The organism is Chryseobacterium ginsenosidimutans (assembly GCF_024807225.1).
Taxonomy (GTDB): domain Bacteria; phylum Bacteroidota; class Bacteroidia; order Flavobacteriales; family Weeksellaceae; genus Chryseobacterium; species Chryseobacterium ginsenosidimutans.
The window spans coordinates 4,524,380-4,539,957 of the sequence record NZ_JANUCO010000001.1; the positions used below are offsets into that span (position 1 = coordinate 4,524,380).

A 15,578-nucleotide genomic window follows, 5' to 3' on the forward strand; every position below is an offset into this window, starting at 1 on the left:
AGTTCCTTTTATTGATTTTAAATTTTCCCAAAGTGTTTAAAATCAAAATAGACTCCCATTTCTGAGAGCCTATATTAATAACTAAATGTTATATTATTATTCTTTGATAAATTTCTTCTGAACAGAGATTGCATCTCCATCCTGAATGTCTATTACATAAACTCCATTTATCAATGCATGTACATCAATCTTGTTGTTTAAGATGATTCCGCTTGACACTAATTGTCCTGCTGCACTGTAGATCTTATAATTAGCTTTTTTGCTAATATTTTTCACATACAATACGGTACTTACCGGGTTAGGATAGATTAAAATATCCGTCTGGTTAAGTGGGTTAGGAACAATTGTTTTAGATATTCTCACGGTATAATCTTCAACTTCTCCGTTAGCGAAGCTTGTACAATTCACCGGGATTCCATCTTTTGCCATTGCAACTCTCATTACTACATATTTGTAGTCTGTTAAGCTTACGAACGCATCTGCAGGTACAGTAAATGTTCCGCTAGCAGTAGCATCTGCATTTGAAGAAGCAACAAGGATTCTTTCGTTGATATCGAAATATCCGTTTCTGTTGAAGTCGATCCAAACAGCAACTCCCGCCTGAGCGCTACCTGTAAGTTTTTTATCGATCGTGATCTTATTGTTCGCAGAACCTTGAACCAACTCGATAAACTTAGTAGTAACACCTGTATAATCTGTATAGTTTGAAGCCAATGAAGGGTTCGTCATTTCAGGCTTACCATTTGGAGTAACGGTAACTTTTGAAACATACTCTGTACTTCCAGCCGCAGCAGTCATCTGACAGTAAACTACAGTCGGTGTTGTGAAGAAATAAGGCAGTGTATATGTACCCGGAGTACCGCTACATACGTTTGCTACCTGCATTTCATACTGAGTTAATTCTAACAGACCCGTTAATGTAATCGTGTTTGTATTAGAAGCAACAGTCGTCCAGCTCGGAATACCTACTTTTCTATATCTCAAGATATAAGTTGCTCCTGGGAACGAAGTCCAAACCACAACCGCAGTTGTCGGAGTAAGACTTGTAATCGTTAATCCCGGAGGAGGTAATTCACAAGTTCTTTCTGTCGTAAATACTTTAGGATTAGACCAAGGATTTACCGTAGTCTCACCGTTACACTTGTTAGCTACCTGAACTTCATATGTAGTATATGGACTCAAGCCTGTAAGTGTGTACGTATTTAAAGGTGCAGCTGTAATATTTACTGTAATCCAAGTTGCAGTTCCTACTACTCTATATCTCAATACATATGTTGAGCTTAGTGCAATCGGAGCCCAAGTTACCACTGCTGAGTTTGTAGTAACGGTACCAATTGTAACCGTCGGAGGTGTAGGATCACATCTCGTCGTGAATGTCTGAATAGCTGTAAATGTTCCCGGAGTAATTCCACAACTTGCAGCGATTTGTACATCGTACATCGTTGCAGGCGTTAAACCAGTTAAAGCCAATGGTGGGTTACCAGTTAATGTTGAAGCCGTAACTTCTGTCCATGGACCAGTACCAGAAACTCTGTATCTAACGATAAATGTAAGACCACCTGTAGGTACCGTCCAAGTAACATTAGCAGACGTATGAGTGATTGTGTTGAATGCTAAGTTCGTCGGCATCGTTGTAGAACAAGGTCTCAATTTCACCGCATAATCTTCAACTTCTCCATTTACTGCATTCTGACACATTACAGGAGCACTTGTACGCTTAAGAACAACTCTCATTGTAGTTGTTAAAGGTCCGTTGTATGCTGTTGCAGGTACATTAAACAATGCTGTAACAGGAGTCGTTGCACTTGCTGCAGAAGTCATAATCTGTTCTGTAGCTTCAAATACACCGTTTCTGTTAAAGTCTATCCAAGCAGATACAGCATCACTCTGTGTACCTGTAGACCAACCTTTAGATACAGAAAGCTTATTATTATTAGAACCAATTTCTAAGTTAATAAGTGTAGCCGGAGTTGTATAACTGATATAGTTCGTTTGCACTGATGTATTACTCATTGGAGGAATACCCGGGTTCACCGAAGTCATTGTAACATTTGAAATGAAATCTGTAGTTCCGGTTCCCGTCATATTACAATAAATAATCGGCGTTGTCGTAAATAATGTAGATGTAGACCAAGGTCCTTGAGTTCCTCCACAAATTGTAGCAACCTGTACTTCATACGCAGTCTGTTCTGTAAGACCCGTAATGTTGTACGCGTTACCAGTAACAACAGGAGAAGTAATCCATGTTCCAACTGGGTTTGTCGTTCTCCATCTTACTAAATAAGTAGCACCTGTAGAAGATATCCAAGACACTGTAGCTGTAGTAGCAGCAATGTTTGTCATCGTAATTCCTGTAGGAGCAGCCGTAGTACAAGGCTGAATATCTACAAATTTCACTTGATAATCTTCAACTTCTCCGTCACTTGTAAGTGGTGAACAAGCATCAGTTGGAGTTAAGAAATATACGATAACACGCATTTTTACTTTATTCGTTCCCGCATAAGCACCAGCCGGAACATTGAATGTAGCTGTAACAGGTGTTGTAGAAGAGTATCCTAAATTCATGATTCTCTCACCACCCGCAACAGTACTTGGATTATTATTAAATACTCCATCACCATTGAAGTCTATCCATGCATATGTAGAATAGGTACTAGATAAGATTGTTCTTCCTACAGAAAGTGAGTTATTTGTAGAGTTACGTGCTAATGTAATAATTTTATTAACATCATTAGAATAATCTGTATAAGTAGTAGGTCCTGAGTTATTGGACATCATCGGTGTGTTAGTACCTGATACTGTTATATTATTAATATAACCATTACTCACACTGGTTGTAGTCGGAGTACAATAAGTACTTGTAGGAGTTGTAAAGTTTACTGAACTTGACCATGCACCTGTTGTACCACCACAGATTGTAGCTACCTGTACTTCATACGTAGTAGAAGCATTTAAATTAATAATACTATAAGGGTTAGTGGCATTGGCAATTGTTGTCCAAGCACCTGTACCTGTTCTGTATCTTAATGTGTATGTGGCACCAGTAGCACCAATCCAGGAAACAAGAGCTGTAGAAGCTGTTACGTTGGTAACCATGATTGGAGATGGCGGAGCTGTAGTACATGGCTGAAGATCAATAATCTTAACAGCATAGTCTTCAACCTCACCTTCAGAAATTGTTGCACATGGGTCATTGATTGTACTTGTAGCAACAATAACTCTCATTCTAAGTGTTTGCGGACCGTTATAAGAAGTCGCAGGAACCGTAAACGTAGCGGTGATCGGTGTAGTAATACTTGTTCCTACACCTATTACTTTTTCACTTGCTTCAAAAATACCATTTCTGTTAAAATCAATCCAAGCCGAAGTAGCTATATAAGATTGGAAAGTACCAGACCAAGATTTAGCAACAGAAATAGAGTTATTGGTAGAGTTACGTACTAATGTAATCAGTCTTGTAGGATCTGTAGTGAAGTTTGTATAAGTACTCGCTGCTGAATTACTACTCATTACATAAGAACTCGTCGGCGTAATTGTTACATTAGAAATATATCCGTTCGTATTATTTGTCGGAGTATTGGTACAATAAGTAACCACCGGAGTAGTAAACGGATAAGGAGCAGTATATGTGCCGGTAGTACCAGAACAAACATACGCTACCTGAACTTCATACTGACTTTGTTCCGTAAGACCCGTAATAGTATAAGCAGGTGTAGTTAAAGGAACAGTAGTCCATGTAGTAGAACCAAACGGTCTCCACTGAAGAATATAAGTACCACCTACTACCGGATCAAACATTACATATGCAGAAGTTGCAGTAAGGTTTGTTACCGTAAGGTTTAATGGAGCATTACTTGTACAAGGAATCGGTTGAATTAATTTTACAGCATAATCCTCAACTTCTCCGTCACCAAAACTAGTACACATTACAGGAGAAGAAAAATATTGCATAGCAACTCTCATTCTTGTCGTTGAAGGCCCGTTGTATGCAGTTGCGGGAACGTTGAATGTAGCCGAAACAGGAGTAGTCGTGCTCGATGGTGAATTCATCACCTGTTCTGTAGCTTCGAATGTTCCGTTTCTGTTAAAATCAATCCAAACACCAACGGCTTCACTCCAGATTGTACCAGGGAAGAATTTAGTAACAGAAACTGTATTTCCTGTAGATCCGATTACTAAGTTTATTAAAGCACTTGGAGTAGCACTATAATCAGTATAAGTAGAACCTGCAGAATTATTACTCATTACAGCAGCACCAACTGGAGTTACCGTAACATTAGAAATATATTCTGAACCAAAATTACTAGAAGTCATTGTACAATAGGTAAGACCTAAAGTAGTAAAGGTTGTAGTAGCAGAGAAAGGTCCCTGAACACCTGAACAAACTGTAGATACCTGTACTTGATATTGAATACCGTCAGTTAAACCTGTAAGGTTGATTGTATTTGCTGTTACAGGAACGGTAATCCAAGTTGGACTTCCTACCGGACGATACTGAACCACATACGTTGAGTTAGCAGTAGCTGTCCAAGTAACTGTAGCCGTACTTTGTGTAATCGCTGAAACAACAATACCTGTTGGTGCAGCACCTGTACACGCTGTTAAAGAAGCTATTGTAGCACTACCAATTGCATAAAATACATTTCCAATTGAGCTTACTCTGATTTTCACAGTACCTCCAACTGTAAGACCAGTTAGGTTTAATGCCTCTGTTCCGTCATTCGCTGTAGAAGCAGAAGCCACTGTCCAGGTTACCCCATTATCAATAGTATAGTCAATTTTTACGTTTGCAACACTATAAGGAGCAGCTGTAGTATTTACAACATCCCAAGTTACATTCGTAGGACCATTGTTATAAGCGGTAGTAGTCGTCACTTTGAAAGGACCGTCGTTCCCAACAATAATCTGCTGATTTGCAAATTGAGTTTGCTGCTGAGTAGCTACCGGATTATTGTCTCTAACGGTTACTCTGAAGTTTGTAGTTCTTGCAAGGGTAGAAACAGATTCCCAACCATTATTAGAATTATTTAAAACTCCAGCCAACACAGAAGCTAGTTTAGGGAAATATCTCGTCGGGCTCGTCGTCGGATTAAACGATCTGAACGTAGCGCCAGTAGAAGTCGTTCCTAAATTATTTTTATTAATGGTAACACTTGCATTGTCTACTTCTTCCCAACAATAAGTCATTGGGTCGTTTTCAGCATCCGTTGCAGAAGCTGTTAAGACAAATGCTGTACCTTTAGGAATATTATAAGTAGGTAATGCTGCAATTACAGGTGGATTATTGGTAACTGTAGTTTCAACATCACACGTTTTATTCGTAAGGTTAGTCTGAACCTGAGTAATAGTTACTGCATGAAAATAAGGATCAGAGTGTGCCTGAACATCAGTATTAGCACCTGTGATACCTGCATAACCCATAATAGTTGAACCAGAAACCCGGCTCAACATTCATTCCGGAACCTTCCAGACCGTGAGAGAAGGTATGGTTACCTCCTAATTGGTGCCCTATTTCGTGAGCAACATAGTCAATATCAAAATTATCTCCTTGCGGAATACCATCTGCAGGAGAAGTAAATCCTGAACCTTTACCTTTTGGTACGCCAGTGGTAGGATCTACACATACGCAACCGATACAGCCGGCATTACCACCACCACCACTGGCACCAAATAAGTGACCAATGTCGTAGTTAGCATTACCAACATTCGCAGTTAACGTTTGTTGTAATTCTGTATTCCAAGCTCCACCCACACCAGCTGCTGCATTAGAATAAGGGTCAGTAGCAGGGTTTGTGTAAATTACGCCCGGATAGTTTTGTAAATTTAAGTGTAATGCAAAATCTTTTTCGAATACACCATTTACTCTCGTTAATGAAGCATTAATTGCTACCAAAGCGTTTGCAACAGTTCCACCAAAATATTGAGTGTACTCACCTGTTACAGACATTGCCAATCTCATCGTTCTGTATTTCTTGTCAGAAGATTTTGCAAAATTGGTTGTTTGATTAGCAAATGCTTTTCCTGTTGTGTAAAGATTGGCTATCTCTTGTTTAGATAGTCTATCTTCATTCATTGAACATAAGAAGCCTTCATTACTTTTATCAGTTTTTGGGTGCACTCCGTAAACTGTTTTGTTCTTGTCGGCGGGTTCTATGAATTCGTATACACCATCTTTGATGATCATCGACTGAAAATCATCTGGCGCCAAACTAAATCTTAAGTACTTGCCGGGATCGTCAATCCCTACACCTACGTAAGATCCTAATTGATACTGATCTGCCAGTTCTTTCACTACAACAGGGAAGCTGTAAACGGCAAATTTTTCGATTTTCCCATCTAAAGTTGGCAAAGAAATCGTGACGGGCTTTGCATTTTTGCCCGTCTCCTGTGCTTTTGCCAATTGAGACTTTAGTAGAGAAATGTCTAGAGAGTAATAATTCCTAATATCGGAATTTGCTCTGGGTTTTTCTCCTCTGAATGTCGTCGGATTCCATTGTGCACTGGTTATCGCAAACAAAAAGAGGAAAAAGAAAGAAGTAAAATTTTTCTTCATAACTTTCTCATATATTATATTAATTATACAAAGCTAACTATTTTTTATTATTAATTTATAAATACATCTAATTTTTTTATACAAATTTCACAACAATTTAAATTAAGTAGTTAGAATAAAAAAATGAACAAATAATATATAGGAAGCTTATTTTTAAAGTGTTTTTAACTATTTTTAACTGTTTTCGGAGTAAAATTCATCTTTTTCTGTCGTTAGAGAAAACCATAAAATATTCTTTCTATTATAAAAGGTTTAATAGTCAAAAATAGTTGGTAAAATTCTTTGTAATACCGATTGTTACTGATGATACAGAAAGTTTATTGAACTTTGTTTCAATAAACTTTTTTTATGCCTGAAAATTCAAAAAAAATCGTTGTTGGAGCTGCAAAAGTCTGGATGTAATTTCTTGGGGAAAACAAAACGGTAAGCGTCGTTTTAAATGTAAAAACTGTGGCATTTATTTTACGTCAGAGAATAAATCTGTGAGCTTAAAAAACAAAGAAATTTGGTTTAAAAAATGGATTATCGGAAAACAAACCTATGAACAAATTTCAGCAGAATCGGGATATTCGGTCAGTACTCTTCAGCGGTATTTTAATGTTATGCTCAGGAAAGCTCCAAAGCTCAGTTACAGCCAGAACAAAGAGGTTTATTTGCTGATTGATGGAACTTATTTTTCGAATGAAATCTGCCTTGTGGTATTCAGGGACGATGTTTTTAAGCAAACCCAGCTTTACAGAATCACGGATGGCGAACATTATGAAGAGTTGAAAGAGGATTTGGAAAACATTCTTAATCTGGGAATAAAAATTGGCGGCATAACTTGTGATGGCGACAAATCTTTACTTAAAGCCATCCGTAAAGTTTGTCCGAAATTTCCTGTTCAAAGATGTCTGGTTCATATTCAGAGGATGTGCAAAATATGGCTTTCTGCCTATCCAAAGTCTGTAGCTGGTTTTGAGTTGCGCGAAATTGTCTGCAAACTTCATTTTATTGATAGTGAAGTGAAAAAACAATATTGGATCAAAGAATTTTTGGACTGGTCTGAAAAGCATAAAGAATTTTTGAATGAAAAATCATACAGTCAGGAAACCGGAAGATATTGGTACACCCATAAGATGGTGAGAAGGTGTTTTTCGGTCATCTGAAAGGCAATCTTAATATTCATCGGGACTTACAAAAAGTCGGAGAAAAAAGTTTATTGGGTGGTATCTTTTTTACAAAAACCTAAAGACGTAAAAGGTTTTTTCAGCCATAGAGCTGTTCCAATAATTTTAAAAAAAAAGGATGGTAAAAACCATCCTCTAAACTATTGTTTACAGCGCTGATTGTATTGCTGGTAAGTTGCTCCTCAGCATTGCTTACTTCCTCTTCTAATCAACCGCCAAATATTACGAATTATTTTTGTCAAAAACACCAACTATTTTTGACCACATTACCTTATAAAATAAGTATTGAATAGACATAAAAAAATCCTCAGGCTAACCTGAGGATTTTTTATTATTAAAAAATATTGTTTAATTATTTTTTGATGAATTTAGAAGTGAATGGCTCTCTTCCTTTATCTTCAATTGTAATTACATAAGCACCTTTAATTAATTCAGAAACATTAATCTGTCCGTTATTAATATTTCCATGTTTTACCAATTGACCGACAGCGCTATAAATTTTATAAGCAGCTTTATCAGAAACCTTAGTAATGTTTAAGATATCTGATACTGGATTTGGATATAGCTGAATATCGTTTTTAGGACCCGTTACGTCATGTGTTGCTAATGGAGAAGATACAATAACACTGTAGTCTTCAACTTCACCATTAGGGAAAGCACCACAAGCAAATGAATCTGGAATAGTACTTCCTGCAGATGCTGCCGTCATTAAAACAGTAACAACTCTCATTCTTAATGGAGTATTCGTTAAAGCTGTTGCCGGAACAGCAAATGTTGCTGTTTTAACAGTTGCTCCTACGGGTAAAGCATTTGCAGGCATGTTAAGAACTCTTTCATTAGCATCAAAAGTACCATTTTTATTGAAATCAATCCAAACAGCCATTCCATTCATTGCAGCAGCAGCGAGTGTTGTTGTAATAGAAACACTGATTGTATTATTTGAGCTATTAGCCAATAATGCAGGCTGCAATAAAGGATTCGTAGTAAAGTTTGAATACGTTGTTCCTGTTGTAGTATTGTTTACAGCTCCTAATGTTAAATTAGAAATATAATTGTACTGTCCGCTAGAACTTGCTGCAGTACAATATGTAACAGCAGGAGTTGTGAAAGTTGCGGAAGTAGAATAAGCTCCTGGAGTACCAGAACAAACAGCAGCTACCTGAACTTCATAGTTGGTTGCATCTGTTAATCCAGACAATGCTATAGTAGGTACCGTCGACGTCGTCTGCTGCCAAGTTGTTGTACCCACTACTCTATAACGAATGATATAAGTAGCATTTGAAACAGGCGTCCAGTTTACAGTGACACCACTGAATGTAACACCACTTGTAGTAACACCTGTCACAGCAGAACCGTTACATGGAGCAAAAGCAGCTACATTAACTTTTCCAATCGCATAAAATATATTACCAATAGAAGAGACTCTTAATTTAATAATTTGTCCATTCAATGACGCAGGAAAAGTAAAACTTTCATTACCATCATTAGCTGTTGAAGCTGACAATACTGTCCAAGTTGTTCCGTTATCAGTTGTATAGTCAATTTTAACGTTTGCAACACTATAAGGAGCAGCAGTAGTATTTGCAACATCCCAAGTTATAGGAGTTGAAGCACTTACGTTTGCATATTGAGTAGTTACTTTAAATGGTCCGTCGTTTCCAACAACAACCTGCTGAAAATTATAATCGGCTTGTTGTTGAGTCGCATTAGGATTATTATCTCTTACAGTAATTGCAAAGTTTGTTGTTCTTGCAACTTGAGAAACTGCCTCCCATCCATTATTTGAGTTATCTAAAACTCCATCTAATACAGAAGCTAATTTAGGGAAATAACGAGTTGGGCTTGTAGTTGGATTAAATGATCTAAAACTAGCTCCAGTCGGAGTTGTTCCTAAATTCGTTTTATTAATGATAACAAGTGCATTATCTATTTCTTCCCAAGTATAAGTCATCGGATCATTTTCAGCATCTGTTGCAGAAGCTGTTAACACGAAAGCTGTTCCTTTAGGGATATTGTAAGGAGTCATATCTGCAATTACCGGAGGGTTATTTGCAATAGGAGTTTCTACATCACAAGTCTTAGAGATCAAATTATCATTTACCTGATCAAGACTTACTATATGGAAATACGGGTCAGAATGTGGCTGTACATCAGTAGTAGCACCAGTAATACCAGCGTAACCCATAATTGTAGTTCCTGAACCTGGTTCCATATTGGTACCTGAACCTTCTAAAGCGTGAGCAAAAGTATGGTTAGCCCCAAGCTGGTGACCCATTTCGTGAGCAACATAATCAATATCGAAATTATCTCCTGAAGGAGGGTTTGCAGCAGTTGGGTTTATAGATCCAGTTGCAGGTGATGTAATACCTGCTCCTTTACCTAAAGTCGTAGAACTTGCGGGAGCTATACAAACACAACCGATACAACCTGCATTACCACCACCACCGGAAGCACCAAATAAGTGACCGATATCATAATTAGCAGTACCTACAACGGTTGTAAGCTGCTGTTGTAATGATAAGTTCCAAGAACTTGGAGGAGCTACTGCACTTGTAACAGCAGCGTAAGGGTCAGTAGCAGGATCTGTAAAAATAAGACCTGGATAGCTTAATACATTTAAGTGTAAAGCAAAGTCTTTTTCGAATACTCCGTTTACCCTCGTCATTGTTGCATTAATTTGAGTCAAAGCTCCTGCAGCACCTCCGAAAAACTGAGTATATTCTCCTGTAGTAGACATTGCCAATCTCATTGTTCTGTACTTTTTATCGTAACTCTTGGCAAAGTTTGTCGTTTGATTTGAAAAAGATTTCCCGTTCTTTAGTAATGCATCTATTTGCTTTACAGCAGAAGGATCTTCACTTGTAGAACATAAGAATCCGTTTTCATTCTTATTAGATTTAGGATGAACTCCATAAACCGTTTTGTCTGCATTAGCAGGCTCAATAAATTCATATTCTCCTCCTTTAATAATCATTGACTGAAAATCGTTAGGAGCAAGAGAGAATCTTAAATACTTCGAAGGATCATCGATCCCCACCCCTACATACGAACCTAATTGGTACTGATCAGCAAGATCTTTTGCAACAACAGGGAAACTGTATACTGCAAACTTTTCAACTTTACCATCTATTGTAGGTAAAGAAATTTCAACAGCTTTCGCACCTTTACCTGTTTCCTGAGCATTTGCCAGTTGAGATCTTAATGCCGAAATGTCCAATGAATAGTAGGCTCTAATATTAGCCTCTTTTCTTACTTTCTCTCCTTTAAAGGTTGTCGGTGCCCATTGTGCGTTTACAGCAACAGTACCTAAAACAAAAAGAGAAAAGAAAGAAGTAAAAATTTTCTTCATAGCTTTTTCAATTAAATTTACCCGCCAAATATAAGTATTTTAAGTTATCAATATCACATTTCGATCATAATTAAATAAAAAAAGTATTTTTATCATTACAACTCTATAAAAAATAAATAATCCTCAGGAAAACCTGAGGATTATTTTATCATTTAAAATTCAATTAATTAATTGTTATTTTTTGATGAATTTAGAAGTGAATGCTTCTCTTCCTTTATCTTCAATGGTAATAATGTAACCTCCTTTAATAAGTTCAGAAACATTAATTTTTCCGCTATTGATAGTTCCTTGTTTTACTAATTGACCAGGAGTACTATAGATTTTGTAAGCAGCTTTATCTGAAACTTTAGTGATATTTAAGATATCCGACGCTGGGTTTGGATAAATTTGAATATCATTTTTAGGACCCGCTACATCATTTGTTGCTAATGGATTTGCAGATATAACAACGTTGTAATCTTCTATTTCACCATAATCAAAGTTGTCACCACATACATAGTCTGCAGGTATTGATGCTCCACTGGCACCAGATCCAACATAAACTGCCATAACTCTCATTCTTAGAGGTTGACCTTCTACTGCGCTGTTTGGAATTACAATGCTTCCACTAGTCACAGTTCCTGGTGATGTTAGTGCTACAGGATAATTTAATACTTTCTCAGAATCACTGAATACACCGTCCTTGTTAAAGTCAATGAATGCAACTACACCATCATAATCTGGAATATCAGGATTACCGACAGTAACAGAAATAGGATAAGGAGTTCCTTTTGTTAAGTTAATCTCAAGTGCGGTATTTGTAGTATAATTAGTATATGTACTACTTGCTGAAGAGTTATTTATATTAGCAACTGTTACATTTGCAATATATTCATAACTGGTATCACCGGTACTTGCAGTACAATAAGTAACTGCCGGTGTACTAAAGTTTACTGAAGCAGAATATGTTCCTACTGTAGTACCACAAACTAAAGCAACCTGTACTTCATAAGTTGTAGCATCTTGTAAATTTCCTAAATTAATCGAAGGAACTGTTGTATCAACTTCAGTCCATACAGTCGTACCTGTTTTTCTGTAACGTACTTTATAAGTAGCCCCTGTATAAGACATCCATGATACACTTGCTGTAAAGACAGTTATATTACTTACTACCACATTGGTTGGTGCGGCACTACTACAAGCAGCTAAAGGCCCTATTGTAACAGATCCGATTGCATAAAAAACATTTCCTATAGAAGAAATTCTTACTTTAATAGTCTGCCCGTTCAAAGAAGTAGGGAAAGTAAAGTTTTCAGTTCCGTCATTTGGAGTTGAAGCTGACAATACTGTCCAAGTTGTTCCGTTATTCGTAGTATAATCAATCTTTACATTAGCTACATTATAAGGAGCAGCATTAGTATTTGCTACAATCCACTGAATTGGAGTTGGTGTATTCACATCAGCATATTGGTTAGCCAATCTGAAAGGTCCGTTATCTCCAACTACAATAGTTTGAACTTTAAAGCCTGATTGCTGCTGAGCAACATTTGAATTATTATCTCTTACCGTAACCGCAAAGTTCGTCGTTCTTGCTTTAGTTGATACAGCTTCCCACGTATTGTTTGAATTATCTAATACTCCATTCAATACAGAAGTAAAGTTCGGAAAATATCTTGTTGGGTTTGTACTTGGAGGAGAAGATCTGAATGAAGCTCCCGACGTAGTATTCCCTAAGTTATATCTATTAATAGAAAGAGATGCATCATCTACTTCTTCCCAAGAATAAGTTATTGGGTCGTTTTCAGGATCTGTAGCTGAAGCTGTTAAAACAAAAGCAGTTCCTTTAGGAATATTATAACTCGTCAAATCTCCAATTACAGGAGGATTATTGGTAATTGGAGTTTCTACATCACAAGTTTTAGCAATTAGGTTAGCTTGAACTTGATCAATACTTGCTTTATGGAAATATGCATCAGAATGAGCCTGAACATCCGTATCAGGTCCAGTAATACCTGCATATCCCATAATAGTAGTACCAGAAACCTGGCTCCATATTTACTCCACTTCCTTCTATATTATGTGAAAAAGTATGATTTCCTCCTAACTGATGCCCCATTTCGTGAGCAACATAATCAATGTCGAAGTTATCTCCCTGCGGAATACCATCTGCTGGAGAAGTAAATCCTGAACCTTTTCCTTCTGGCACAGCCGTTGTAGGGTTTACACATACACATCCGATACATCCGGCGTTTCCTCCACCTCCTGATTTACCGAATAAATGCCCAATATCGTAATTAGCATTTCCTACATTGGCAGTCAAAGTATTCTGTAATTCTGTATTCCAAGCTCCTGCAACTCCTGCAGCTGCAGCTGAATATGGATCTGTTGCTGCATTTGTATAAATTACACCAGGATAATTCTGTAAATTTAAGTGTAATGCGAAATCTTTTTCGAAAACTCCGTTTACTCTAGTTAAAGTAGCATTAATAGCCACTAAAGCTCCTGCCACAGTTCCCCCAAAATATTGAGTATATTCACCTGTTACAGACATTGCCAATCTCATTGTTCTATATTTTTTATCAGAACTCTTGGCAAAATTAGTTACTTGATTTGAAAAAGACTGTCCTTTTTTCAATAATTCATCAACCTCCTTTTTAGAAGCAGGAGATTCGTCTGTTGAACAAAAGAAACCGCTTCCATTCTTTCTTGTCTTAGGATGAACAGCATATACTGTTTTATCCGTAGAAGTTGGTTCAATAAACTCATATTTACCTCCATCAATGATCATCGATTGAAAATCATTAGGAGCAAGACTGAATCTTAAATATTTGGAAGGGTTATCAACACTTGCTCCAACATAAGACCCTAATTCATACTGATCTGCCAGTTCTTTTACAACAACTGGAAAACTGTATACATTAAATTTTTCAATCTTCCCATCCATAGTAGGAAGAGAAATTACAACGGGAGTAGCATTTGCTCCCATTTCCTGCGCATTCTTCAACTGAGATCTTAGTAAGTCCAGGTCTAATTTATAGTACCCGTTACCTCTTACATTGGATCGATTTACGTTAAATTCTGTACCTCTTTTCTTGTCGTCTACCTTTTTAAAGGAAGTTGGTGTCCACTGACCGAACACAGCTCCCCCTACCAAAGTAAACATTAAAGTAGTAAGTAATCTTTTCATAAATTAATTTAATTATAATTTCCTCCAAATGTAACCATTTTAATAATTACATCATTAAAAATTGCTATGTTTTTTTACCACCACCCTGTTAAAATAAAGTTTATCCTTTGAAAAAACAAAAAACTCCAGCATATGCCAGAGTTTTGTTATATATATCTTTTTTTAAATAAGACTGTTCATTTAAAACTTATACGCAAGATTCCATGCGAAGCCCATATTAAATTTGGAGGAGCTTCTTCCGAATCCCGGTACGATCATCGGTTGGATATCGTCTTGTTTTGTTGTGAAAACCATATATCTAGGCTGAAGATTCACATCTATATAAAAATTAGATTCAAATAATTGTACTCTGCCTCCAATTGTTCCTTCCAGCCAATAAGAAGACTGTGAAGATGAAGGGAAGGCTACAGAAGAAACTGCTTCCTCCATAACCACGAACCGGAACCGCCATATATTCCTGTTTGTAAAATGATCCGCCGACTTTTCCGCCTGCATAGAAACCATTAAACTCATTTTCAGGATCTTTTGCCAACATATAAAATGCTCCCAATTTTAGAAAAGGACCACTTGCTTTCGCATCATAGCTGTTTTTCTGATACACATTAGACTCAAAACCAGCTTCGATAATACCATGAATGTTATCTTTCACTTTTGAGGAAATAAATCCCTGAAAAAGCTGTCTGTCCGAAAAAAAAGAAGCACCGGTATTGAGAACGTCAAAACCAACCATAAAATTGGGTTCATATTTCCATTTTTCCTTTTTGGTTTCTTTCTTTTCCTGAGCAAAACTCAAAAACCCGATTACACTAAAAAAGAAGGTAAAGATTAGTCTTGTCTTCATTCTCTATAAAATTTTGTCCGGCTTCTATACTTTTCACCGGGATCGTTGTTGTAGGATCTAATACCGAGTTTAGGTTCTCATATGTCTTTTTGACTCCACATCCGGGCGAAACATAGACAGATTTTGTTGTATAATTTATTCTGACCTTGGATTCTGTTCCCTTATTTGTTGTTCTGAAATAAATATCTGTATAAGGAGAATCATCCACTCTTAAAGGAATTATTCTTGATGTAATCTTTGCCTGCCCTCCCAACTGAACTTTTCCGGAACCATAATCTACCGCTACATACAAAGAATCCAGTGTTTTTTCTTTTCCATTTTCAAAAGTTTTGAAAGATACTTTCATTCTGGGAGTTCCTTCGCCACTTTCACAGATATCATCATCTCCACCGCATGAAAACAACAAACCTAGAAAGCATATAGCTATAATTAATTTAAAATATTTCATCTGTACATTTTTATATTTTATTTGATCAGATGGAACTGACGTTTCATATTAA

9 protein-coding genes and 1 pseudogene are annotated in these 15,578 nt (G+C 36.9%); 2 read left to right on the forward strand and 8 right to left on the reverse strand.

The genetic code is table 11. The features are described from left to right. Positions 1-96: 96 nt before the first annotated feature. Both J3D55_RS21320 and J3D55_RS21325 read right to left on the reverse strand, forming a co-directional pair. Positions 97-5,421, reverse strand: a complete 5,325-nt coding sequence (locus J3D55_RS21320; RefSeq protein ID WP_259134607.1) for a GEVED domain-containing protein — start codon at positions 5,419-5,421, stop codon at positions 97-99. Beyond that, positions 5,393-6,553 (reverse strand): reprolysin-like metallopeptidase, encoded by a 1,161-nt coding sequence (locus tag J3D55_RS21325; RefSeq protein ID WP_259134609.1) that lies wholly within the window; start codon positions 6,551-6,553, stop codon positions 5,393-5,395. Before J3D55_RS21325 ends, J3D55_RS21320 begins: the two co-directional genes overlap by 29 nt. Positions 6,554-6,936: 383 nt before the next feature. Between J3D55_RS21325 and J3D55_RS22695 the strand changes: the two are divergent. Then, positions 6,937-7,011, forward strand: a pseudogene (locus tag J3D55_RS22695) (IS1/IS1595 family N-terminal zinc-binding domain-containing protein); the annotation flags it as partial. Between the two features lie 24 nt (positions 7,012-7,035). Then, positions 7,036-7,701 (forward strand): transposase, encoded by a 666-nt coding sequence (locus tag J3D55_RS21330; RefSeq protein WP_259134611.1) that lies wholly within the window; start codon positions 7,036-7,038, stop codon positions 7,699-7,701. Positions 7,702-8,074: 373 nt separating this feature from the next. Here J3D55_RS21330 and J3D55_RS21335 read toward each other — a convergent pair whose 3' ends face one another. From J3D55_RS21335 to J3D55_RS21355, 6 genes are all read right to left on the reverse strand, one after another. Next, positions 8,075-11,071, reverse strand: coding sequence for a reprolysin-like metallopeptidase (locus tag J3D55_RS21335; protein WP_259134614.1), 2,997 nt, complete (start codon positions 11,069-11,071; stop codon positions 8,075-8,077). 174 nt (positions 11,072-11,245) lie between these two features. Next, positions 11,246-13,075, reverse strand: coding sequence for a GEVED domain-containing protein (locus J3D55_RS21340; RefSeq protein WP_259134616.1), 1,830 nt, complete (start codon positions 13,073-13,075; stop codon positions 11,246-11,248). Continuing rightward, a complete protein-coding gene (locus J3D55_RS21345) occupies positions 13,047-14,237 on the reverse strand; it encodes a reprolysin-like metallopeptidase (RefSeq protein WP_259134619.1) in 1,191 nt (396 codons plus the stop codon). The genes J3D55_RS21340 and J3D55_RS21345 overlap by 29 nt, the downstream gene beginning before the upstream one ends. A 180-nt stretch (positions 14,238-14,417) precedes the next feature. Further along, on the reverse strand, positions 14,418-14,666 hold the full coding sequence (locus tag J3D55_RS22440; protein WP_310467426.1) for a DUF6048 family protein: 249 nt from the start codon (positions 14,664-14,666) through the stop codon (positions 14,418-14,420). Beyond that, positions 14,572-15,078 (reverse strand): DUF6048 family protein, encoded by a 507-nt coding sequence (locus J3D55_RS21350; protein WP_310467429.1) that lies wholly within the window; start codon positions 15,076-15,078, stop codon positions 14,572-14,574. The genes J3D55_RS22440 and J3D55_RS21350 overlap by 95 nt, the downstream gene beginning before the upstream one ends. After that, the gene (locus tag J3D55_RS21355; RefSeq protein WP_259134620.1) at positions 15,044-15,526 is read right to left on the reverse strand and encodes a DUF6452 family protein; all 483 of its coding nucleotides are present in this window, start codon (positions 15,524-15,526) and stop codon (positions 15,044-15,046) included. The genes J3D55_RS21350 and J3D55_RS21355 overlap by 35 nt, the downstream gene beginning before the upstream one ends. Positions 15,527-15,578 lie beyond the last annotated feature (52 nt).

Coding starts and splice junctions, on each gene's coding strand:
- J3D55_RS22440 (WP_310467426.1), bottom strand. CDS start 14,666: ATGGAGGAAGCAGTTTCTTCTGTAGCCTTCCCTTCATCTTCACAGTCT.
- J3D55_RS21350 (WP_310467429.1), bottom strand. CDS start 15,078: ATGAAGACAAGACTAATCTTTACCTTCTTTTTTAGTGTAATCGGGTTT.
- J3D55_RS21325 (WP_259134609.1), bottom strand. CDS start 6,553: ATGAAGAAAAATTTTACTTCTTTCTTTTTCCTCTTTTTGTTTGCGATA.
- J3D55_RS21340 (WP_259134616.1), bottom strand. CDS start 13,075: ATGGGATATGCAGGTATTACTGGACCTGATACGGATGTTCAGGCTCAT.
- J3D55_RS21355 (WP_259134620.1), bottom strand. CDS start 15,526: ATGAAATATTTTAAATTAATTATAGCTATATGCTTTCTAGGTTTGTTG.
- J3D55_RS21320 (WP_259134607.1), bottom strand. CDS start 5,421: ATGGGTTATGCAGGTATCACAGGTGCTAATACTGATGTTCAGGCACAC.
- J3D55_RS21335 (WP_259134614.1), bottom strand. CDS start 11,071: ATGAAGAAAATTTTTACTTCTTTCTTTTCTCTTTTTGTTTTAGGTACT.
- J3D55_RS21345 (WP_259134619.1), bottom strand. CDS start 14,237: ATGAAAAGATTACTTACTACTTTAATGTTTACTTTGGTAGGGGGAGCT.